At 47.9% G+C, this 23,406-nt stretch carries 20 protein-coding genes; 14 read left to right on the top strand and 6 right to left on the bottom strand.

Going from position 1 to position 23,406, the window contains the following annotated elements; genetic code table 11:
* Positions 1-99: 99 nt before the first annotated feature.
* A complete protein-coding gene (gene gshA / locus H3L97_RS04335; protein ID WP_097113928.1) occupies positions 100-1,440 on the bottom strand; it encodes a glutamate--cysteine ligase in 1,341 nt (446 codons plus the stop codon).
* A 219-nt stretch (positions 1,441-1,659) separates the two neighbouring features.
* On the opposite strand from gshA, the gene H3L97_RS04330 reads away from it, so the two are divergent.
* Together H3L97_RS04330 and argC are read left to right on the top strand one after the other, a co-directional pair.
* Positions 1,660-4,353: an SEL1-like repeat protein gene (locus H3L97_RS04330; protein ID WP_179655796.1), complete on the top strand. Its 2,694-nt coding sequence runs from the start codon at positions 1,660-1,662 to the stop codon at positions 4,351-4,353.
* Positions 4,354-4,447: 94 nt separating this feature from the next.
* Positions 4,448-5,497, top strand: coding sequence for an N-acetyl-gamma-glutamyl-phosphate reductase (gene argC, locus H3L97_RS04325; protein WP_097113926.1), 1,050 nt, complete (start codon positions 4,448-4,450; stop codon positions 5,495-5,497).
* A gap of 144 nt (positions 5,498-5,641) precedes the next feature.
* Here argC and metG read toward each other — a convergent pair whose 3' ends face one another.
* Positions 5,642-7,714 (bottom strand): methionine--tRNA ligase, encoded by a 2,073-nt coding sequence (metG, locus tag H3L97_RS04320; RefSeq protein WP_097113925.1) that lies wholly within the window; start codon positions 7,712-7,714, stop codon positions 5,642-5,644.
* Between the two features lie 112 nt (positions 7,715-7,826).
* Here metG and H3L97_RS04315 point away from each other — a divergent pair, with 112 nt between their 5' ends.
* The 4 genes from H3L97_RS04315 to H3L97_RS04300 all read left to right on the top strand — a co-directional run bounded on the left by H3L97_RS04315 (position 7,827) and on the right by H3L97_RS04300 (position 10,937).
* On the top strand, positions 7,827-8,624 hold the full coding sequence (locus tag H3L97_RS04315; protein WP_179655795.1) for a substrate-binding periplasmic protein: 798 nt from the start codon (positions 7,827-7,829) through the stop codon (positions 8,622-8,624).
* Positions 8,625-8,672: 48 nt separating this feature from the next.
* Positions 8,673-8,852 (top strand): protein MIGRI, encoded by a 180-nt coding sequence (locus tag H3L97_RS04310; RefSeq protein WP_097113923.1) that lies wholly within the window; start codon positions 8,673-8,675, stop codon positions 8,850-8,852.
* 183 nt (positions 8,853-9,035) lie between these two features.
* A complete protein-coding gene (locus H3L97_RS04305) occupies positions 9,036-9,875 on the top strand; it encodes a substrate-binding periplasmic protein (RefSeq protein ID WP_097113922.1) in 840 nt (279 codons plus the stop codon).
* A gap of 129 nt (positions 9,876-10,004) precedes the next feature.
* Positions 10,005-10,937 carry a YheT family hydrolase gene (locus H3L97_RS04300; protein WP_097113921.1) on the top strand — a complete coding sequence of 311 codons (933 nt, stop codon included), beginning with the start codon at positions 10,005-10,007 and terminating at the stop codon, positions 10,935-10,937.
* A 169-nt stretch (positions 10,938-11,106) separates the two neighbouring features.
* Here H3L97_RS04300 and H3L97_RS04295 read toward each other — a convergent pair whose 3' ends face one another.
* Genes H3L97_RS04295 through H3L97_RS04285 form a run of 3 tightly spaced genes read right to left on the bottom strand, consistent with a single transcriptional unit; the run spans position 11,107 to position 14,531 of the window.
* Entirely contained in the window at positions 11,107-12,417 is a 1,311-nt protein-coding gene (locus H3L97_RS04295) for a M16 family metallopeptidase (protein WP_097113920.1), read from the bottom strand.
* 51 nt (positions 12,418-12,468) lie between these two features.
* Positions 12,469-13,812, bottom strand: coding sequence for a M16 family metallopeptidase (locus H3L97_RS04290; protein ID WP_097113958.1), 1,344 nt, complete (start codon positions 13,810-13,812; stop codon positions 12,469-12,471).
* A 29-nt stretch (positions 13,813-13,841) separates the two neighbouring features.
* The gene (locus tag H3L97_RS04285; RefSeq protein ID WP_097113919.1) at positions 13,842-14,531 is read right to left on the bottom strand and encodes a YggS family pyridoxal phosphate-dependent enzyme; all 690 of its coding nucleotides are present in this window, start codon (positions 14,529-14,531) and stop codon (positions 13,842-13,844) included.
* Positions 14,532-14,811: 280 nt separating this feature from the next.
* Between H3L97_RS04285 and H3L97_RS04280 the strand changes: the two genes are divergently transcribed.
* The 4 genes from H3L97_RS04280 (at position 14,812) to H3L97_RS04265 (ending at position 18,683) form a co-directional block, all read left to right on the top strand.
* The gene (locus H3L97_RS04280; protein ID WP_097113917.1) at positions 14,812-16,176 is read left to right on the top strand and encodes a Na+/H+ antiporter family protein; all 1,365 of its coding nucleotides are present in this window, start codon (positions 14,812-14,814) and stop codon (positions 16,174-16,176) included.
* Positions 16,177-16,395 (top strand): SlyX family protein, encoded by a 219-nt coding sequence (locus H3L97_RS04275; protein ID WP_097113916.1) that lies wholly within the window; start codon positions 16,177-16,179, stop codon positions 16,393-16,395.
* 401 nt (positions 16,396-16,796) lie between these two features.
* Positions 16,797-17,912, top strand: a complete 1,116-nt coding sequence (mltB, locus tag H3L97_RS04270) for a lytic murein transglycosylase B (protein WP_097113914.1) — start codon at positions 16,797-16,799, stop codon at positions 17,910-17,912.
* A 216-nt stretch (positions 17,913-18,128) separates the two neighbouring features.
* Entirely contained in the window at positions 18,129-18,683 is a 555-nt protein-coding gene (locus H3L97_RS04265) for a hypothetical protein (RefSeq protein WP_143269113.1), read from the top strand.
* 28 nt (positions 18,684-18,711) lie between these two features.
* Here H3L97_RS04265 and H3L97_RS04260 read toward each other — a convergent pair whose 3' ends face one another.
* Entirely contained in the window at positions 18,712-18,975 is a 264-nt protein-coding gene (locus tag H3L97_RS04260; RefSeq protein ID WP_182073095.1) for a hypothetical protein, read from the bottom strand.
* 14 nt (positions 18,976-18,989) lie between these two features.
* On the opposite strand from H3L97_RS04260, the gene serC reads away from it, so the two are divergent.
* The 4 genes from serC to H3L97_RS04240 all read left to right on the top strand — a co-directional run bounded on the left by serC (position 18,990) and on the right by H3L97_RS04240 (position 23,405).
* Positions 18,990-20,096: a phosphoserine transaminase gene (gene serC, locus H3L97_RS04255; protein WP_097113911.1), complete on the top strand. Its 1,107-nt coding sequence runs from the start codon at positions 18,990-18,992 to the stop codon at positions 20,094-20,096.
* 603 nt (positions 20,097-20,699) lie between these two features.
* Positions 20,700-21,689 carry an NAD(P)H-dependent glycerol-3-phosphate dehydrogenase gene (locus H3L97_RS04250; protein WP_097113957.1) on the top strand — a complete coding sequence of 330 codons (990 nt, stop codon included), beginning with the start codon at positions 20,700-20,702 and terminating at the stop codon, positions 21,687-21,689.
* Between the two features lie 90 nt (positions 21,690-21,779).
* Positions 21,780-23,102: a coiled-coil domain-containing protein gene (locus H3L97_RS04245; protein WP_097113909.1), complete on the top strand. Its 1,323-nt coding sequence runs from the start codon at positions 21,780-21,782 to the stop codon at positions 23,100-23,102.
* A gap of 3 nt (positions 23,103-23,105) precedes the next feature.
* Entirely contained in the window at positions 23,106-23,405 is a 300-nt protein-coding gene (locus tag H3L97_RS04240; RefSeq protein ID WP_097113908.1) for a cell division protein ZapA, read from the top strand.
* Position 23,406: the final 1 nt, after the last annotated feature.

The raw sequence follows: 23,406 nt of genomic DNA, 5'->3' as shown, positions 1-23,406 counted from the left end.
TCAATAAATTGAAAAAGGAGCGGATATGCAATCCGCCCCTACGTCAATTTAAAAGCAGGTTTTGCAAAGGCTGCCCATCTTTTCAGGCTGCCTAAAACCTTATCCCGCCAATTCAATGGCAGCCGCCAACAGCGACAATCGCGCCATCACGCCATACACATACAAGCGGTTGCAAGTGCAATCCAACTGGTCGGCATTGGGACGCGCCATGCCCAATTCGTCCCATTGTTCAAAAACGCGTTTGCAATGTGCTTCGGTTTCGGCATCGTTGGCGCTGCCTGCGCTGGGAATGCTGTGTTCCAAAGGCACAAACACCATGCCGCCTGCGTTCAAATTCTCATCGTTGCGGCGACCTTCATGCACGCGGAAAAAACCGCCAATCACAAATCTGTCCATCATGTACACAACGGGTTCGCAAACGGCATTGTCCATGGTTTCGTAGGTGTAAATGCCTTCTTGAACAATCACTTCCGACACTTCCAAGCCTTCTTTGATTTTTGCCATTTTGTTGCGGTTTTTGCGATTCAGGCTGCGGACTTCATCGGCAGATTTCACGCTCATCACGCCCATGCCGTAAGTGCCTGCGTCTGCTTTGACAATCACAAAGGGTTGGTCGGTAATGCCTTTTTCATCGTATTTGGCTTGGATTTTTGCCAAGACGCGCTCAACGGCTGCTGCCAAAGCGTCTTCGCCTTCGCGTTCTTGAAAATCCAAGCCGCCCACGTATTCAAAATAGGGGTTGATGTGCCATTCATCTATTTGAATTAAATCGGCAAATTGTTGGGCTACTTGATTGTAGGCGGCAAAATGTTGGGTTTTGCGGCGTGTTGTCCAGCCACCGTGCAGGGGCGGCAGCACGTTTTGTGCCAAACCTTGCAAAATATCGGGTACGCCACCTGATAAATCATTGTTTAACAAAATGAAACAGGGAGAAAAGCCATCTGCCAAATGCACACGGTTGTCGGTACGCAAAAGTGGCTCAATCAATAATGTGTTGCCCAAGGCGGTTTCAAATTCGGTGGCTTGGGTCAGCTCGGGGTTGAAACTGCCCACGCGCACTTCAAATCCCGCATCGCGCAAAATGTTGGACAAGGCAAAAACATTCTGTAAATAGAAGGTGTTGCGCGTGTGGTTTTCGGGAATGAGCAGCACGGATTTGGCGGTTTCGCAAGCGCGTTCTACCGCGTCTTGGGCGGCAATCGTGGCAAGTGGAATGAAATGGGGATTGAGATTGTTGAACCCACCTGGAAACAGGTTCATGTCTATGCTTGCCATTTTGTAGCCTGCGTTGCGAATGTCCACCGAGCCGTAAAATGGGGGTTGGTGTTGCTGCCATTGGGCGCGAAACCATGCTTCAATTTTGCTGTGGTTTTGCAAGATTTTGGTTTCAAAGTCTTTTAAATAGGCGGCATAGTTGGGGTGAATTTGGGGTAATTGCATGATGTTTATCCTTGTTGATTGAACGGTGGCATTATAAACACAAATTGGTGTTTTCAGGCAGCCTGAAATGCAGACAAGTTGCCCCACCTTACCCAAATACAAATTGGCAAAAGGCTGCCTGAAACATTGCACTTTTTTCAGCAAAATGGGGCAATCAATGCTAACATTATGGCTATTTTTGCAACCCATTCACACCCCGATTTTCAACGGATAGCAACCATGATGCCCCACAAACCTGATTCAGCACTCACGCTGCCACAAGCCTTGGCAGCCTACAATCAAGCCGATTATGAACGTGCCATTGCCGCCCTGTTGCCTTTGGCAGAACAATCGCCCATTGCCCGTTTTTACTTGGGCGAAGCCAGCACCCACGGCTATGGCGTTGCCCAAGACAGCGTTCAGGCAGCCAAACATTACCAACAAGCCGCCGAACAAGGCTATTTGGCAGCCCAAGCCAAATTGGGCGAATGCTACGCCAAAGGCATTGGTGTGGAACGCAATTTCCGCTTGGCAGCCAAATGGTTCATTCAGGCAGCCGAAAGCGAAGAACATCGCCCCAACCAAAAATTGGACAGCGCAAAAGCCTTTTTTGAACAAGGCGATTACGAATCTGCCGTGCGCGTGTTCACCGAATTGAGCGAGCAAGACCAACACAAAGCCACAGCCCAATTTTACTTGGGCGAAATTTACGCCGAAGGCAAAGGCGTAGCAGCCGACTTAAACCGCGCCGTGCAGCACTACACCCAATCTGCCGAACAAGGCTACGCCGCCGCACAAGCCAAATTGGGTCAATTATACGCGGTGGGCAATGGCGTGGCACAAGATTTCCGCGCCGCTGCCGAATGGCTGGGCAAAGCCGCCGAACAACAAGAAAACCAACCCGAAAACCTGTTGGAAAAAGCCCAAACCCACACCCAAACAGGCGATTATGCAGACGCACTTGCCATTTACCGCGAATTGGCACAACAAACCCATGCCGAAGCCCAATTTCAACTGGGCGAGCTGTATCACAAAGGCTTGGGGGTGGATTTGAACACGCGCCGTGCCGCCGATTGGTATTTTCAGGCAGCCACGCAAGGGCATTTGGACGCATTGCACCATTTAAAAGATTTGGCAGAACAAGGCGATGCCAGCATTCAATACGATTTGGCGCGACTGTACGCCTTGGGCTTGGGCGTATCGCGCGATGACGCTGCCGCAGCCGAATGGTTTACCCAATCTGCCGAACAAAAACACACCCCAGCCCAAGCCAAATTGGGCGAATTGTATGCCTTGGGCAAAGGCGTGAAACAAAGCTACGCACAAGCTGCCGATTGGTATCGCCAAGCCGCCATCAGCGCAGGCGAAATTGCCGAAACCGAAGTTGCCGACACCGCCAAAACCGACTTGCAATCTGCCCACACCGAAAAGCAGCCTGAAAGCGACACCAGCACCGAAGCGCAAGTTGCCAAAATCCAACAAGCCATTCAAGGCAACGACTTGAAAGCCGCCGCCTTGGCAGCCAGCGCAGCCGCCAGCGCAAGCGAAAAAAAAGAACTGGTCAAAAAAACCGAACCACTTGAAAACGACCCAGACGAAATCGCCGCAGGCAACGCCATTGGCGAAGCCCTAACCCAAGATTTGGACAACGAAAAAGCCAGCGAAACGCAGCCTGAAACCCCCAGCCAAAATGATGGCGAAAACAAGGCAAATGCAGAAAATGCAGAAAATGCAGAAAATGCGGAAAATGCAGAAAATGCGGAAAATGCCGCCAGCCAATCCGAAATCCAACACGACAAACTGAGCCCAGAAGACATTGACGCCATGTTGGTCAATGGCATTGCCGCCTACGACCGTGGCGAATACGCCACCACCTATTCCATTTTCAGCTATTTGGCAGAACAGGGCAACGCACAGGCGCAACACTATTTTGGCTTGATGTACGACAAAGGCTTGGGCGTGGAACAAGATGAACGTCAGGCAGCCGTGTGGTATTTGCGCGCGGCAGAACAAGGCTATGCGCCAGCCCAATACAATATTGGCGTATCGTATGCCACAGGTTCGGGCATTTTGCAAAATTACCGCCAAGCACACCATTGGTACGAACGCGCTGCCGAACAAGACTATGCCTCGGCACAAGTGAATTTGGGCGAATTGTATGCACACGGCTTGGGCGTGGAGCAAGATTTTGCCAAATCCGCCCACTGGTTTGAACGCGCCGCGCAAACCAACGACCCCATCGCCCAATACAATTTGGCGGTTGCCTATGCCAACGGTCAAGGCGTGGAAAAAGACGATGCCAAAGCCGTAGAATGGTTTACCAAAGCCGCCGAAAATGGCGACCCTGCCGCCCAATACAATTTGGGCATACGCTATGAAAATGGCGAAGGCGTGAAACAAAGCTACACCAAAGCGGCAGAATATTATCAACAATCTGCCGAACAGGGTTTCCCCAACGCGCAAAACAATTTGGGTTTGCTCTATGCCGATGGCAAGGGCGTGAAACAGGATTTTGACAAAGCCGCCGATTGGTGCGAACAAGCCGCCGACCAAGGTCATGTGGACGCGCAATTCAATTTGGGTTTGCTCTATCAGGCTTTGAACACGCAAGAAGGTTTGCGTCAAGCCGCCGCGTGGTATTTGAAAGCGGCAGAGCAAGGTCATGCCGAAGCGCAAACCAATCTTGCCATTTCCTATTTCAACGGCTGGGGCGTGGAGCAAAGCGATGATGAGGCAATTAAATGGTATCGCGCTGCCGCAGGGCAAAATGTGGTTGCCGCGCAATATGGTTTGGGCTGGCTGTATTTCAATGCCGAACCCAAACGCTTGGATTTAGCCGAACATTGGTGGCAAGCCGCCGCCGACCAAGGCGATGAACACGCCAAACAAGGCTTGGCGGAAATTCGCACTTTGCGTCAAAAAGGCAATAAATAATTGATGTGCAGGCTGCCTGAAAACAGAATGGGGAGGGTGTTTTCAGGCAGCTTTATCATGTTCAATTCATCATCAGATTGTTTGTGAAAGGAAAATCATGTCCAAGTTGAATATTGGTATTGTGGGCGCAACGGGCTACACAGGCGTGGAGTTGTTGCGATTGTTGGCACAACACCCCCACGCGCAAGTGCAAATCATCACCAGTCGTGGCGAGGCTGGCGTGCACATTGCGGATTATTTTCCCAGCTTGCGCGGTGTGTACGATTTGCGTTTTCAAGACCCTGAACATGCTGATTTGTCGCAATGTGATGTGGTGTTTTTTGCCACGCCACACGGTGTTGCCATGCGCGATGCGCCTGCTTTGCTGGAAAAGGGCGTGAAAGTGGTGGATTTGTCTGCCGATTTTCGTTTGCAAGATGTGCCAACTTGGGAAAAATGGTACGGTATGCCTTTTACCGCGCAGGCTGCCTTAAAACAGGCGGTGTATGGCATCAGCGAATTGAATCGCGCCCAAATCCAACAAGCGCAGTTGGTGGCAAACGCAGGCTGCTACCCCACTTGCGTGTCGCTGCCGCTTATCCCTTTGTTGAAAAACAAGGTTTTACAAGATGGTATGCCGATTATTTCAGATTGCAAATCGGGCGTGTCGGGGGCGGGGCGCAAAGCTGCCGTTGGCACTTTGTTGTGCGAGGCGGGCGACAATTTCAAAGCATACGGTGTGGCAGGACATCGCCACCTGCCTGAAATTCGCCAAACCATTGCTTTGTTTGATGAAAAATTGGCAGAGAAATTCATTTTTGTGCCACATCTCACACCGATGATACGCGGCATGCACGCCACCACTTATGTTCATGTGCAAGACAACATCAATCCCCATGATTTGATTGCGGATTTTTATTCAGGCAGCCCGTTTGTGGACGTGATGCCCATAGGCAGTACCCCCGAAACGCGCAGCGTGCGTGGCGCAAACATTTGCCGCATTGCCGCGCAACGCGCCCCCGAATACACCGACAATGTGTGGATTTTGATGAGCGTGCAAGACAATCTGGTCAAAGGCGCGGCAGGGCAAGCGGTGCAAAACATGAACCTGATGTGTGGGCTGCCTGAAACAGCAGGTTTAAGCCAAGTGGCATTGTTGCCGTAACAACAGGCTGAAACCTTTGCAAAACTGCGAAAATTTTTATTTTCATCAATAGATTGAAAAAAGGGGCGGATATGAAATCCGCCCCTACGTCAGTTTAAAAGCAGCTTAAGTTTCAGGCTGCCTGAACTGTTTTATTGCAATCAATTAACCGACTTTATCGCCCGCTTTTGCGCCTTCATGCACGGTCAATAATTTCAACTGACCGTTGCCGTCTGCCGCCGACAAAATCATGCCTTCGGATACGCCAAATTTTGCCATTTTGCGTGGCGCGAAATTCACCACCGCAATCACCATCGTGCCGTTCAATTCAGCAGGATTGGGGTAGCTTGCCGCAATGCCCGAAAAAATCGTGCGTTGCTCAAAACCCAAATCCAAATTAAATTTCAACAACTTGGTGCTGCCTTCCACCGCTTCGCAATTCAGCACTTTTGCCACGCGCATGTCCACTTTCACAAAATCATCAAAGCTGCATTGTGCCGATACGGGCGTGTAACCTTCTGGGAAATCAGCCTTTTTCTCTTCCACTTGGGTTTGGGGCTGGGCTTCAATGTTTTGTTTGTTGGCTTCAATCAAAGCGTTCACTTGTTTTTCCTCAATACGTTGCATTAAATGTTTGTATTCATTGATTTTGTGGTTTTCAGGCAGCGTGGAGACGGTTTGCGCCCAATCCAGTTTTTCAATATTCAAAAATTCGGCTGCCTGAACCGCCAATTTGGGCAACACGGGCGACAAATACGCCGCCAAAATCTTGAATGCGTTAATCAATTCGCTGCACACTTGGTGTAATTGATTGTCTGCACCTTCTTGTTTTGCCAATTCCCAAGGCTTGTTCTCGTCCACATATTCGTTCACCAAATCCGCCAAAGCCATGATTTCACGAATGGCTTTGTTGTATTCGCGGTCTTCGTAATCTTGGGCGATTTGTTCTGATTTTTCAGTTAATTGCTTAATCAAATCGCTTTGGGAAACATCTTTCAGGCTGCCTGAAAAGCGTTTTTGGATAAAGCCGCTTGCCCGTGCCGCAATATTGACGAATTTGCCAACCAAATCGCTGTTCACACGCGCGATAAAGTCGTTTAAATTCAAGTCAATGTCTTCAATTTTGCTGTTTAATTTGGCGGCGATGTAGTAGCGCATCCATTCAGGGTTAAGCCCTTGTTCCAAATACGATTTGGCTGTGATGAATGTGCCGCGTGATTTGGACATTTTTTGCCCGTCCACCGTCAAAAATCCGTGTGCAAAAATACCGCTTGGGGTGCGGTAGCCCGAATATGCCAACATTGCCGTCCAAAACAGGGCGTGGAAATACAAAATGTCTTTGCCGATGAAATGGTAGAGTTCGGCTTGGCTGTCTTTGCCAAAATAGTCGTTGAAATTCAAACCAATGCGGTCGCACAAATTTTGGAAACTTGCCATGTAGCCCACAGGCGCGTCCAGCCAAACGTAGAAATATTTGTTGGGCTGATTGGGGATTTCAAAGCCGAAATAAGGTGCGTCTCGCGTGATGTCCCAGTCGGCAAGTTCGCCATCTTTGAGCCATTCGTTCATTTTGTTGCGGGCTTCGTCTTGCAAATGGGGTTTGCCTTGCGCGTTGTTGCCCGAAGTCCATGTGCGTAAAAAGTCGGCACAATCGCTTAATTTAAAAAAGAAATGTTCGGTTTCTTTCATCACGGGGGTTGCGCCCGATACCACCGAATAGGGTTGGATTAAATCGGTGGGGGCGTAGGTGGTGCCGCACACTTCGCAGTTGTCGCCGTATTGGTCTTTGGCGTGGCATTTGGGGCATTCGCCTTTGACAAAACGGTCGGGCAAGAACATTTGTTTTTCGGGGTCAAACAGTTGATTGATGTTTTTACTGATGATTTTGTCGTTGGCTTTCAATGCCAAGTAGATTTGTTCGGAATACTGTTTGTTTTCAGGGGAATGGGTGGAATAATAATTGTCGTAGCCAATGCCAAAACCTGTGAAATCGGACAAATGTTCGCCATGTGTTTTTTCAATGAGTTGTTCGGGCGTGATGCCTTGTTTTTGCGCGGCAAGCATGATGGGCGTGCCGTGTGTGTCGTCCGCGCAGCAGTAGTAACATTCGTGTCCGCGTGATTTTTGGAAACGTACCCAAATGTCGGTTTGAATGTGTTCCACCATGTGTCCCAAGTGGATTGCGCCGTTGGCGTAGGGCAGAGCGGAGGTTACCAAAATTTTGCGTTGATTTTTCATGATTTTTTGATTTACGTTGGTTTGAATGATGTTGAATTATGCCATAATTCTGCTTTTCGTGCTTTCAGGCTGTCTGAACGGTTTATTTTTAAACTTTTTCTTGGAAAATACCATGTTTTTAAAAAAATATTTATTGATTTCATCTGTATTATTGGCTATAGGCGCGTGTTCTAAACAGGAAGAAACCCAAAATACAACACCTGTTCCCAATACTGCTGCAACAACCCCATCTATGACCTATCGTGTTGGTACTGATTTCACTTACGCCCCCTACAATCAACGCACACAAAATGGTGGCATAACAGGTTTGGACATTGACATCATGAATGCCATTGCCAAAAATCAAAATTTTCAAGTGGAATATGTGGCATTAGAATGGGACAGTTTGATGAAAAGTGCCAAAACACAAAATTTGAGTGTGGTTATGGACGGCATTGCAGCAGATGATTTAACGGATTATCCCGATTATGTGCTGTCGCAATCTTATATGCGTTCGGGCGATTGCATTTATGTTGCCAAACCCGAAAACAGCAGCAATTGGCACAAACAAACGGTTGCGACACATTTAGACGATTTTCTTGATGAGGAATTGATTAAAGTACATGGCGTGGGTAAAAGTAAAATTGAACACATTCGCACTTTGTTGCAAGGCTTTCAATATTTGGCAGCGGATAAGGTGCAAGCGGTGGTAAGCGATTGTGGGGCATTACGCCATGTGGCGAAAAATCCCTTATTTAAAGATTACACTTTTTATGAAAGCAAATTGCCCAACTCTGAATTGCCTGAAACTGCCGATTTGGGCTTTGGCGTTTTGAAAAGTGATACAGAATTGCTCAACAAAATCAATACTGGTTTGCAAAACATTAAACAAAGTGGCGAGTTGGACGCAATTATCAAAAAATGGAATTGATAGGGTGTATTCAGGCTGCCTGAAACCAACTTAATCCATAAAATAAGTATGTGGTTTAAATGGTTACTTGTTTTGCTGTGTTTGATTTTGGTCATCATGGCATGGCTGGTACTGCGTTTGCCCCAACACCGCCGTGCAATACATCAAGTATTTGTATGGCTTGCTGAAATCATCTTGTTGGTAGCAATGTTGGCGGCGAGTATTGCCTATTACCAGCGTTATTTTTAGTTCTCAGTATCTTGACATAACAAGCTGCCTGAATGATTTTTCAGGCAGCTTTTTTTTGAAATAAAATTACCAAAAAAACTCGCTCAAAATGCGCAAAATAGGGTTAAAAAAACGCAAAAAATGAGTTAGAATATCAGCATGGTTTGATTTTATTGATAATAATGGCACAGGAGAGCAGTTCAAATGAAGCAAAAATGGTATCTTTTACACTTATGTGCAGCAATGTTATTGGCAGCTTGTGGCGATGATTCAGGCAGCAATGCGACCAATACCACCAAAGCAACATCAGCCCAACAACACAGCAGCAGTGCCACAACCACCATCAAAGTGGCAACAGATGCCACCTATCCACCATTTCAATATCGTGATGAAAAAAACAACATTTTGGGTATTGAAATGGACGTACTCAATGCCATTGGTCAAAGCGAGGGATTGAAAATGGATTTCAATCACTATATTCGCAATGATTATCAACATGTTTTGACAAATAATCACTTTGACCTGTTTGCATCGGCATTTTATGGCAATGCCAAATACCCTGATGATGTGGTTATGAGTAAACCTTTTATGGAAGCCTACATTGTTGTGGGTTTATGTGATGATAAAGCAGGCAATGCCAATATTCAAAACATTGCCCAATTACAGGGTAAAAAAATTGCCGTGAGTAAATATTACGGTCAATCCATGATTGATTTGGCTGCCAAATTAACAGGTTCACCCAATAATGTGATGGTGGTTGATACGTTCTATTTGTCCGCGCGAGAACTGTATAATCAACAGGTAGATGGCGTTTTAGGCGCAAACTATGTATTGGCACATTTTGCCAAAGAAATGAAAAAAGAAGACACAACCCGTTTCCTCCGTGTAGAAAGTGAAGAGCCACGCCAATTGGTGTTTTTGGTTAATAAAAACAATACGGCATTGCTGGAAAAACTGAACAAGGGCATTGATACGGCAAAAGCCAATGGCACCATTAAAAATTTGGAAAACAAATGGTTAGGTGGCTTAAAACCCGTTCAGTAATATTGTCATTGGCTTTTTCGCTACCTAAAACACTAAGTAAATGTACCATCATTTCTACCGCTGTAAAGCGTGGCGATGGTGTAATTTTGTAGGGCAGTGAAATTTTTAATGAAAATCAATTAAGCCAAAATGAATCTCGCTTTTTACCCACAGTCTTACATTCCCCCCTTTTGGCTGCGTGGTGGACACGCGCAAACGGTGTATGCCAAATTTTTGACATCGCCCGCCCCCCATTATCGCCGCGAATTGCTCGCCGACAGCCATGGCGAAGACCAAGTGGCTTACGATTTTGTGGATGCGCCCAACCCCAATGCGCCTTTGGTGGTGCTGTTTCACGGTTTGGAAGGCAGCAGCCACAGCCATTATGCCATTGAACTGATGAAAGCCGTGCAAGCGCGTGGTTGGCATGGGGTGGTGGCGCATTTTCGCAGTTGTGGCGGTGTGCCATCTGGGCGTTTGTATCACAGTGGCGATACGCGCGAAATGGGGCATATGTTGTCGCTGTTGCGCCAGCGTTATGAGCGGATTTATGCGGTGGGCGTGTCGTTGGGCGGCAATGCTTTGGCAAAATATTTGGGCGAACAGCGCGAACACGCCATACCCCACGCGGCGGCGGTGGTGTCTGCCCCCATTGATTTGAATGCGGCTGGTGCGGCTTTGGGTCAAGGCATTGCCAAACGCTTGTACACCCCCTATTTTTTGCGCACTTTGCTGACCAAAGTGCCGCCCAAAGCCAACTGGCAATGCCGCAGCTTGCATGATTTTGATGATGCCTACACCGCACCCATGCACGGTTTTCGTGATGCGGTGGATTATTACACGCAATGCCAATGCAAGCCGTTTTTGCGCGATATTGTGCGCCCCACTTTGTTGCTCAATGCGAAAAACGACCCGTTTTTGCCTGCCGCGCATTTGCCCACGCAAGATGAGGTTTCAGGCAGCGTGCATTTGTTGCAGCCTGAACAGGGCGGTCATGTTGGATTTGTGAGCGGTACAGGACGCGGTCATTTGCGTTGGCTGCCTGAAACGGTGTTGGATTTTTTTGTTTCATCAGCAGCCTAGGGGCTAATGACAATTCGTTTCGCGATTGTTTTTTCATCAAAATCGCCAACTTCTGCGTCAAAAATACGCGCCAATGGGTGGCATTGACGCGCATTTTTTCCTTGAATTTGACAATCTTGCCTGAAAAACCAACTTCGCGCCCAAATTGTCATTAGCCCCTAAAACGCGATTATTTTTCCGCGCCCACAATCACAATGTTCAATTTTTCAGGCTGAATATGACGCTGCCAAGCGCGTTTCACGTCTTCGGCGGTGAGCGCGTTGATTTTATCGTTGTAAGTATCCAGCCAATCATTCGGATAATTGTGGTAAGCCAAATGAATCAAATTGTTCAACAATTTCTGATTGCTGTCCAAACGCAAAGGAAAGCTGCCTGTGATATTGGCTTTGGCTTGTTGCAATTCACTTTCGCTGGCACCGTTTGTGATGAAATCGCGCAACACCTGTTGGGTGGCTTTTAAGGCAGCATCGCGATTTTTGTGGGCGGTGGTAAATTCAATGGTAAAGGGCGCGGCTTGGGTGTACGCGTCCATGTCGCTGCTTGCGCCATAGGTGTAGCCATATTGGTCGCGCAACACTTTCATCAAACGGCTGTCAAATCCACCGCCGCCCAGCACATAATTGCCCAAAATCAGCGCAAAATAATCGGGGCTGTTGGCGGTTAAAACGGGCAAACTCAACACAACCGTGCTTTGCGAGCTGTGGGGAAATGGCACGAGTTTTCTTTGCGAATCATGCACATCAACAGGCGGCACACTTTGGCTGGACGCGGCTTTTTCAGGCAGCCCTTTTAAAGTTTGCGCCACCAATTCATTGGCTTGTTCGCGGTTGATGTCGCCCACTATCGCCACAATCGCCTTGTTTTGCGCGTAATATTGGCGATGAAAATCCACAATATCATCACGTTGTACCGATTGGATTTTTTCTACCGTTTGAAACGCGCCTTTGCCATAGGGGTGGTGGGGGTAGTTCAAACGCGAAATTTCACGTTGCGCGATGAAACTGGGATAACTTTCACTTTGTTGGAGCGACAAACTGGCTTGATTTTTAATGCGTTGCAGCGCATTTTCATCAAAACGCGGCTGGGTTAAGGCTTGGTTGAGCAAATCGGCGGTGGCGTGCAAAGTGTCGGCACGGCTGAGCGTGCGAAACGCCATGCTGCTGAAATCCACCGAGCTGTTGCCCGATATGTTTGCACCCAAGCTGCTGATTTTTTGGTTAAATTCATCTTCATCAAGCAAGCGTGTGCCACTGGTCAATAATTCCGATGTGGCGGCGGCAATATTGCTTTTGCCTTCGGGTTCGGCAGCCGAGCCTGCGCCTTTAAACAGCACCACATAATCCACAATCGGTAATTGGTGGCGTTCCAGCAACAGCACTTCGGTGCCTTGTGGCGTGTGCCAGCGTTGAATATCCAGCGCGTGTGCCATGGGCGCAAGTGCCAACATCAATAATGCAGACAAAAAGGTAGGACGTAACATATTATTCCTATTCAAAATAAAGGGATTTGGGGTTTCAGGCTGCCTGAAAAATCATTTTTGGCGAACCGCAACACGTTTCTGTTTCATCGCGTGTGGATACATCACAATGTACACTTCACGTTGTGGCGTGAGCAATTTTGCCGCCGCCTGAATTTCTGCTGCCGACACCTTCAACACGCGCTGATACAACTCATCTTCTTGTGAAAAATCAAAACCATTGCTTTCCAAAGTACCCAACCAAGCAGCCTGATTTGCCATGCTGTCGCGGCTGAAAATCAGGCTGCTTTCCTGAATCACACGCGCTTGCTGCAATTCCGCTTCCGACACGCCATTTTGGGCAATATCCGCAATTTGCGCTTCAATTTCCGCCTTCAACTGCGCCGTACTCACCCCCTCGCGCGGCATGGCTGAAATGTGAAACATTTGCGGCTGACGGCTGATGATGGTGTAGCTGCTGTCCATTTCCAAAGCCAGTTGCTTGCCGCGCACCAAATTCGTTTCAAAACGCGATGCCGAATGGCTGCCCAAAATCGTTGCCAACATATCCAAAGCATAAGGCGTGGTGTCGTTGATGGTACGCAGGTGTGGCACGCGGTAGCCCAACAGCATAATGGGTTGTTGCGTGTTGCCATAGGCGTGTGCCGACACCGCCTTTTTCACTTCTTTTTCTTGCAAATTTTGGCGTTCAGGCAGCTTTTTGGCGGGAATGTGGGCGAATTTTTGTTTGACCAAATCAAGGGTTTCTTGGGCATTCACATCGCCCACAATCACCATGGTGGCATTGTTGGGCGCATACCATTTTTTGTACCAATCGCGCAAATCTGCCGCTTTCAAACCATGCAAATCGCGCATATGCCCAATCACCGCCGTGCGGTTGGACGGCTTATCGTAGGCGCGAAACAGCATTTGTTCATACATATTGTTGATGGGATTATCGTCCACGGTTTGACGGCGTTCTTCGCGTATCACTTTCATTTCATTGTTAAAATCGCGGTTGCTGAAATTCAGATTGACCATGCGGTCGGCTTCCATTTCCAGCAGTTTGGGCAAATGTTCTTTTGCCGCATTTTCGTGAAACACCGTTTCGGTGGGGCTGGTATAGGCGTTCAACACCCCACCCATTGCCGACACGCGCCGCGAAAATTCGCCCGATGGCACATTGGGTGTGCCTTTAAACATCATGTGTTCCAAAGCGTGGCTCAAACCGCTTTTGCCCACTTTTTCGTCCACCGAACCCACGCGATACCAAATTTGCGACATGACCACTGGCGCACGGTGGTCTTCGCGCACAATGACCTGCAAACCGTTGGGCAAGGTGGCTTTGAGCGTTTGCGCCCACGCGGGCATGACCCACGCCAGCAACAGCGCGGTAAAAAGTGTTTTTCTGCCAAACATGATTTGGATTCCCCCAATAAAAAAGCCCATTATACCGCTCGCCGCCCAAAAATGGCGCTGCCCACGCGCACCATGTTTGCGCCGCATTCAATCGCCACAGCCATGTCGCCGCTCATGCCCATAGACAGTGTGTCGGCTTGCGGTGCAATGTTTTGCAAATCGCGCAATAAATCTGCCATTTTTTCAAACTGTTGGCGCAATATTTCATCGCTGGCATTGGCACTTGCCACACACATCAATCCGCGTAAATTCAAATGCGGCAATGCCACAATCGCTTGCGCCAAAGGCAACATTTCATCGGGCGCGATGCCGTGTTTTGCCGTTTCGCCTGAAATGTTGATTTCCATGCAAATTTGTAAAGGCGGCAAATGTTTGGGGCGTTGTTGGCTTAAACGTTGCGCGGTTTTCAGGCTGCTTACGGTGTGCAACCAATGGGCGTGTTCGGCAACGGGGCGCGTTTTGTTGGATTGAACGTGTCCGATAATGTGCCATTCAATGTGTGGGCAATCGGCTAAATCGTATTGTTTTTGTTGAAATTCTTGAATGTAATTTTCGCCAAATGCGCGTTGTCCGTGTTGATACAACAGGCGAATGTCGCTGGCGGGAAAGGTTTTGCTCACGGCAATCAGTTGCACGCTGCCTGCAATGCGCTGGGCGGCGGTTTCAGCCAGCCGAATTTGTTGCAAAACGTGTTGGCGATTTTGTTCCAGAGTATCCATGATTTGTCATGTTAAAGATTGTTAAGTATGATTATGGGTTTTTGTGTTGGGAATGGGTTTTCAGGCTGCCTGAAAAATTGGGTCGTGCCACGATTTCGCTCCCTCTCCCCGTGGGAGAGGGCTGGGGAGAGGGGATACGCACTAAATTTGAACGGTTTTGCCCTCTCCCTAACCCTCTCCCACAGGGAGAGGGGATAAAGTTTGTGGCACATTGCCAGTTTGACTATGTCCACACAAAAAACCCTAAATTTTAACATATTTTGTTCAAAGGAATTTTGTGATGAACGCTGTAATGATGGGCGTGTTGGTGATGCTGATTTTATCGGTGGCGCGGGTACACGTTGTGTTGAGTTTGGTCATTGGTGCATTTGTGGGCGGACTGTGGGCAGGCTTGCCATTGGCAGACGTGCTGGACGCGGCTGGCAAAGTGTCGCAAAAAGGCGTGATGACCCATTTTCAAGACGGTTTGGCAGGTGGTGCAAAAATTGCTTTATCCTATGCCATGTTGGGCGCGTTTGCCATGGCGATTACGCATTCGGGTTTGCCCAAACAAGTGGCAGGCATGGCAATACGCAAAATTGACGCGCAAAACCACTCGGGTGGCAGCCTGAAATGGATTTTGCTCATGGGCTTGCTGGCAATGGGCGTGATGAGTCAAAACGTGGTGCCGATTCACATTGCGTTTATTCCGATGATTGTGCCACCTTTGTTGTTGGTGTTCAACAAATTGCAAATTGACCGCCGTTTGCTCGCCTGTGTGATGACTTTTGGTTTGGTAACCACTTATATGTTTTTGCCCTATGGTTTTGGCGCGATTTTCTTGAATAAAATTTTGCTCGCCAACATTCAAAGCGCAGGCATGGCGGTACAAGGCATCAACGTGATGTCGGCAATGGCGATTCCTGCTTTGGGCATGGTGGTGGGTTTGATTTTGGCGTTTGTGCATTATCGCAAACCGCGCGTTTATCAAGACAAACACAGCGATGCCCAAGCCCACGACCAAGCCATTGTTCAGCCAGCCGTTTCCACCTATCGCAGTTGGGTGGCGGCGGCGGCGATTGCGGTGTGTTTTGCCATTCAGTTGCTTTACGATGACGCTTTGTTGTTGGGGGCTTTGGTGGGGTTTGCCGTGTTCATGATGTTGGGCGTGGTGCGCCGCAATGAAGTGGACGATGTGGTCAATCAAGGCATACGCATGATGGCGATGATTGGTTTCATCATGATTGCCGCGCAAGGCTTTGCCGAAGTGATGAAAGCCACAGGCGAAATCAAACCTTTGGTTGATGCCAGTGCCGCCCTGTTTTCAGGCAGCAAAGCGGCGGCGGCGTTTGCCATGTTGGCGGTGGGCTTGCTGGTAACGATGGGGATAGGCAGTTCCTTTTCCACCTTGCCGATTATCACGGCGATTTATGTGCCATTGTGCATGAGTTTGGGCTTTTCGCCTTTGGCAACGGTGGCGATTATCGGCACGGCAGGGGCATTGGGCGATGCAGGTTCGCCCGCGTCCGACTCCACCTTGGGCCCCACTTCGGGTTTGAACGTGGACGGTCAGCACGACCACATGAAGGACAGCGTGATTCCCACTTTTATCCACTACAACATTCCCCTGTTTGTGGCAGGCTGGATAGCGGCAATGGTGTTGTAAATGACTGAATCCGAAGAAAGATTAACCGAATTGGAAATTCGCCTTGCCTTTCAAGACGATTTGCTTGCCGATTTAAACGACACCATCGTCCAAATGCGCCAAACTTTGGATTTGCAGCAAGAACAAATGCGTTTGCTGTATCAAAAAATCCAAAATATGCAAGAAAATGGCAACGATAAACCCTACACTTTGGCAGAAGAAATGCCACCGCATTATTGAATGGGCTTTCAGGCAGCCTTTTATTACCCTACAAAAATAAAATATTGCCCACAATCGTTGAGATGCCGCCATCTGCCCCCTCTCCTGCTAGGGAGAGGGAAAAATCGTTGAGCATCGCCAGTTTTCCCCTCTCCCTAACCCTCTCCCAAAGGAGAGGGAACAGGTGAGTGGCAAACAAAAAATTGTAGGGTAATGAAAGGCAGCCTGAAACTTGAAACTGACGTAGGGGCGGATTTCATATCCGCCCTTTCACAAATATTTGATAGAATTGAAAACATTGGCACGTCAAAATGGGGCGAATATGAAATTCGCCCCTACGAATGCCGTTTCGCACCATTTTCAGGCAGCCTGAAAACAAAATTCAGCCGCCCAACCCATTTTCAAAATAAGGAAAAAACACCATGAACAAACTCGCCCTGTATTTGGCAACCGCCCTGCTGGCTGCCTGTGGCATCAGCCCCAAATCCACCAACGCCCCCACCGTGCAAAAACAAGACCCACTCATGGATTTGGTCAAACCCCAAACCAACGCGCCACAAATCCCCCCAAGCAACGAACAACCCTTTTTCAACCAGCCAGCCAACAGCTTGGCAACCACAGGCTATTTAGCCAATCCCAATGTGCAACAATTTGTCGCCTACCAGCAACAGCACAAAGGCATCAACCCAGCCGTGTTAAACGATTTTTTCAATCGCGCCCAATTCAAATCCAACATCATCGGCATCATGGACAGACCGTCCACCTCACGCCCATGGTATGAATTTGCCAAAGGCAACACAGGCGCAGCCAAAATCAACGGTGGCAAACGCTTTTATGCTGCCAACCGCCACATCATCGACCAAGTGGCACGCGAATATGGCGTACCAGCCGAAATCATCGTGGCGATTATTGGCATAGAAACCAACTACGGTGCCAACATGGGCAACATTCGCGTGGCAGACTCATTGGCAACCTTAGCATTTGAATACCCCAGACGTGGTGCCTATTTCCAACAAGAATTGGGCGAATTTCTGAAATTGGCACAAGAAGAACGCCGCGACCCATTCAGTTTTACAGGCAGCTTTGCAGGCGCAATGGGTATGCCCCAATTCATGCCGTCCAGCTTTCGCAAATGGGCGGTGGATTATGACCGCAACGGCAGCCGCAACATTTGGAGCAGCACCCCCGATGTTGCCGCATCGGTTGCCAACTACATGAAAGTGCACGGTTGGCAAACAGGCGGCAAAGTGGTCGTGCCCGTATCCTTGCAAATCACACCGCAATTACAAGCCATTATGGACGAAAAAACCGCGCTCAACTACACCGTAGGGCAACTGCGCCAAATGGGCGTAACCCCATTGGAAAGCGTAGCCGACCACGAAAAAGCCATACTGTATCGCTTGGAAACCGCACCCAATCAATACAGCTACTTCATCGGCTTAACCAATTTCTACGCCATTTGGAAATACAACAACAGCCGCATGTATGTAACAGCCGTGCGCGACATTGCCAATGGCGTGGGTGGCGGCAGATTGTGATTTTCAGGCAGCCTGAAAACAAAAAAACCGTGTCAAAAATGATGTTTTGGCGCGGTTTTTGGCATTTTGGGGCGTGAGCGTGGCGTATCGCCGCCACACCCACTCTTGGGTTGTTGGTGCGAAACAGTTTGTGCTGTAAAATCAAATTTGTAGCAAGCTGTGCGTGGAATGCGCTACGCTTGTTTTTATGGTTTGTATGAATAATTAAGGTTTTGTATGATGAAAAATGCGTTTTTTGAATTTATTGGATTGTTGGGCTATGATGATGATATTGCACACAAAATGGCAGCATTGTTTGACAGTTTAACAGGCGACAGAAAGCTGTTTGGCGAGTTTTTGCTCAAAGAGTGTGATGGTGATGAAGAAAGTTTGGCGTCTTTGTTTCATGCGGATTTTGAAGATGATGAGTTGGCATTAAATTATTGGGTGGTTTCTTATTTGTTTGACAATCTTATCGAGTATTATCGTGATGATTATAAAATTGACTATGACAATTTAAGCGAATACATCAGCGAGCAGATTGGGCAAACGTTTCAAGTATCTTATGAAGAGTATAACAAAATTCATCGCCAAAACAATCAGTTTAATGTATTTAGCGATGATTTTATTACCAGTTTTAGGTATGTTTGCCAGCAATTAGAAAACCAAAGTGAGTTTACACTGTTGCATGTATTGAGCGGTAACGATGATGTGAATTATTTTGTGATTGATAAAGCAAATAAGCCCAGACTATTCACACTTGCAGATGAATTGGGTTTGGTCGTGGAATAAATGTGTGTCTGAAAAGCAAAAAACCGTGTCAAAAAAGATGTTTTGGTACGGTTTTTTGCGTTTTGGCTGCCTGAAAATGGTTGTGTGGCATTTTGGTGTGAACGTGGCGTTGCGCCGCCACACCCACGCTTTTAGGGGCTTGGCACATCACGCATTGCATTGCAAAATTATGTAAACAAAATGGTGGATTTTTATCGTCAAGCAGCATAGAATGACAAGGCATTTTTCCCCTTTCAGGCAGCCTGAAAACCACGCTGCCTGAAAAATTTTTACTTTTTTTGATTGAAAACACAGGAACTTCAAATCATGCGCGAATTTCCCATCTACAACTTCTCCGCAGGACCTGCCGTGCTGCCTGAAAGCGTATTGCGTACCGCCCAAAGCGAAATGTTTGACTACAACGGCACAGGCTTTTCCGTGATGACCATGTCGCACCGTTCAGACGTGTTCGCCAGCATTTTGTATCATGCCGAACAAGACCTCCGTCAGCTTATGGACATTCCCAGCAATTACAAAGTCTTGTTTTTACAAGGCGGCGCATCAGCCCAATTCAACCAAGTCGTGATGAACTTCGCAGACGGTTTCAAGCGCGTGGACAGCGTGGTAACAGGCAACTGGTCAGAAATCGCCCACTCGCAAATGGGCAAACTCACAGACGCGCAAATCCACCTTGCCGCAGACGGCAAACGCGATTACAACTACACCAACTTGCCCCCCGTGCAAAATTGGGACATCAGCAAAGATTCCGCCTTTGTGCATTTCATCATCAACGAAACCGTACACGGCTTGCAATACCGCGAAGTGCCGAAATTGGAAGACGGTATGCCCCCTTTGATTTGCGACATGTCATCAGAAATTTTATCGCGCAAAATCAATGTGTCCGACTTTGGCGTGATTTACGCAGGCGCACAAAAAAACATCGGGCCCAGTGGCGCAACCATCGTGATTATCCGCGAAGATTTGCTTGACCGTTGCTCCGACCGCATTCCCGATGTGTGGAATTACAAATCGCACATTCAACGTCAAGGCATGTACAACACCCCCGCCACCTACCCCATTTACATTTCAGGCTTGGTGTTCCGTTGGTTGCAATCGCAAGGCGGCGTGGCGCAAATGGAAACCATCAACACCTTAAAAGCCAAAACCCTGTATGCCGCCATTGACGGCAGTGGCGGTTTTTACAAAAACCACGTTCACCCAGGGGCGCGTTCCAAAATGAACGTGATTTTCAGCACAGGCAACGCGGAATTGGACGAACTGTTCGCGCAAGAATCCACCACGCGCGGTTTGCAACTGTTGCGCGGCTACAAATCGTTGGGCGGTATGCGCGCCAGCATTTACAACGCCATGCCTTTACAAGGCGTAGAAGCATTGATTGATTTCATGAAGGAATTTCAAAAACGCTACGGCTGATTGGCGTTTGAAACCCAAACTGACGCAAGGGCGGATTTCATCTCCGCCCTTTTTGAATTGATTGATAAAAATAAAAATATCGTTAATTCGTTTAAAAATAAGCCAAGTGTGGGGCGCAATTCGTTGCGCCATTTTTCTGATAAAACATGGATTTGGTGCAACACATCGTGTCCCATTTTGTATTGGATTGACCCTAGGGGCTAATGACAATTTGGGCGCGAAGTTGGTTTTTCAGGCAAAATCGTCAAATTCAAGGAAAAAATGCGCGTCAATGCCACCCATTGGCGCGTATTTTTGACGCAGAAGTTGGCGATTTTGATGAAAAAACAATCGCGAAACGAATTGTCATTAGCCCCTATCAGCAAGCCCAAATGTGTGAGCCGCGTTTTGCCAAGTTTCAGGCTGCCTGAAAAGGAAAAAACCTTTTTCAGGCGGCTTTTTGTTGCCCCACCCAATCCACACCGCACACCGAAAGCCAGCCTGAAAAATCAGGCATTGCGCTTTTACGCCCATGCAAATAATGCTAAAATCCGCCCCAAATTTTGTCGCCCAAAACCCAACGACAAATCAAGACAAAAATTTCTTGCACAAGGGAGCATAACAATGAACATTACCGTATTAGGCACAGGCGCATGGGGAACCGCCTTGGGCATGCACTTCGCCCTGCACCAACACCAAGTGAACATGTGGACGCACAACGCCGAACACGCCCAAACCATGCAAGCCACACGCCAAAACGAACGCTATTTGGCAGGATTTCAACTGCCCGACAATTTAACCGTACACAGCGATTTGGGTGCCGCTTTGCAAGGCAGCGAACTGATTTTGATTGTTACCCCCGTTGTTGGTTTGCGCGACAGCGTCAATTTGATTAAAGAACATGGCGCAGGACACCTGCCCATTTTAACCGCCTGCAAAGGCTTTGAACTGGATAGCGGCTTGCTCACATTTGAAGTGGTACAACAAGTGCTGCCTGAAAACAACAAAATTGGCGTATTATCAGGACCCAGTTTCGCCCAAGAACTCGCCAAACAACTGCCCTGTGCCGTGTGCTTGGCATCCAACAACACCGCGTGGATAGACGAATTGACCCAACAACTCAATACCAGCGTCATGCGTCTGTATGCCAACCACGACATGATAGGCGTGGCAGTAGGCGGAGCGGTCAAAAACGTCATGGCAATCGCCACAGGCTTATCCGATGGTTTGGGCTACGGCTTAAACGCACGCGCCGCTTTGGTAACACGCGGTTTGGCAGAAATCACACGCTTGGCAGTTGCCATGGGCGCACAGCCCAAAACCATGATGGGCTTGGCAGGCATGGGCGATTTGATTTTAACTTGCACAGGCGCACTTTCGCGCAACCGCAAAGTGGGCTTGGGTTTGGCAGAAGGCAAAACCCTGCACCAAGTTTTACGCGAAATCGGACACGTTGCCGAAGGCGTGCCCACCATAGAAGAAGTCCACAACGCCGCCGCCAAACACCAAATTGACATGCCCATTACCGATATGCTTTATCAACTGGTTCGCAACGAACTGGCGGCTTCCGATGTCATGGAACGCCTGATGCAGCGCGAACCCAAAAGCGAATAAAAAACCCTTTCAGGCAGCCTTTTCACAGCAAAAGGCAGCCTGAACATTTGCAAACAGACCTCAACCCATTTTACCCTTGCCGAGACATTTATGAGCACACTAGCGCAACTGGAAAGCAAATTACATCAACTGCTTGATAAAATTAACCAAAACAAAATTGAACAAATCAAATTACAACAAAAACTTCAAGCAGCGCGTGATGAATTAAACCATCAAGCGGCGCGATTTCGCAGCGAATTGGAAGAGCAAGCCCAACTGTTTGAATTAGAAAAAAGCAAACAAATCAACGATGCAGCCAGCCAAAAATTCATGAGCGAATTGGAAAACAAAATTGCCAATCACGCCCACCAAATCAATTTGCTGGAAAAAGAACGCCAAAATTTGCGCGACCAAATCACCTTTTTGCAAAGCAGCATGCAAACGCGCGAGCGTGAATGGCAAGAAAAATTTGACACCGCCCAAACCATTTGGCACAACAAACGCGATGAATTAAAAGAAAAATATCAACAACTTGTGGCACTCACCACCCAAAAAGAGCAAGATTGGGAAACGCGCTTGCAAGAAAGCGAAATCGCACTCAACGCCAACGAACAAGAATGGCAAGACAAATTCAGCGAAGCCGCCCAAATCGCCGACCAACAACGCCGCGAATTGGAACGCAAACTCTATACCACCGAACAATTTGCCGAACAGCAATTACAAGAATGGCAAGTCAAAATGAATTTGTCGGAAGACAATTTTGACAAACAAATTAAAGCCTTGGAAACGCAACTGGCAGAAGCCGAAAGCGAAAATGCCACCTTAAACACCCAACTGCAAAACGCCCAAGACGAAGCCACCCAACAAAATCAAAAATGGCAAGAAAAATTAAACGCTGCCGAAAAACAGGTGCAAGCCTTTGAATCCAAACTGTATGTGGCAGAAAAAGCGGCTGAACGCCAAATCAATGAATTGAACGACAGCAAATCGTTTTCCGAACAGCAACTGGCTGAATTGCAAGAAAAATTACGCGCCGCAGAAAACGCATTGGCTGAAAAAGACACGCAACTGAACAACATGCAAACCAAGCTGCTGGACAGCGAAGCCGCCGCCATTGAAGTGGCACAAACTTTGCAAAACCAAATTCAGGCTGCACACGATGAAATGGAACGTACCCAATCTCAAATTGATGAATTAAAACAAAAACATGAAACCGAATTGGCAGAATTGGGACACACTTTGGGCGAAAAAATCAGCAGCTTAACCGAGCAACTGAAAAACGAAAAAGCCGCCTTGCAAACGCAAATGCTCAAATTAAACAGTCAAAATCAGGAATACCGCAGTATGCTGTTGCAAAATGCCAGCAAAATCCGTCATTTGCTGTCGCGCCTGCCTGTGGTTGAGCGTGATGAACGCCTTTTTGTTGAGGAATAACGCATGAATATTGAACAAATTAATGTTGCCATTTTAAATCGCCAATTTACCATTGGCACGCCCAATAGCGAACGTGAAACTTTGCTTCGTGCGGTGGATTTGCTCAACCAAAAAATCAATGCGATTCAAAGTGCTGGGCGCAATATGGAAACGGATAAAGTCGCCATTATGGCTGCCTTAAACTTGACCCACGATTTGCTTAAACTGGATAATCAAAATAAAGCATTGGCAGAAACCGAATTTGAAGGTAAAATTGCGTCTTTGATTGAACTGTGCGACAGTGCAATCACCGAATTGGATTGAA

The organism is Alysiella filiformis (assembly GCF_014054525.1).
Taxonomy (GTDB): domain Bacteria; phylum Pseudomonadota; class Gammaproteobacteria; order Burkholderiales; family Neisseriaceae; genus Simonsiella; species Simonsiella filiformis.
This window is presented reverse-complemented; position numbering and strand designations above follow the sequence as displayed.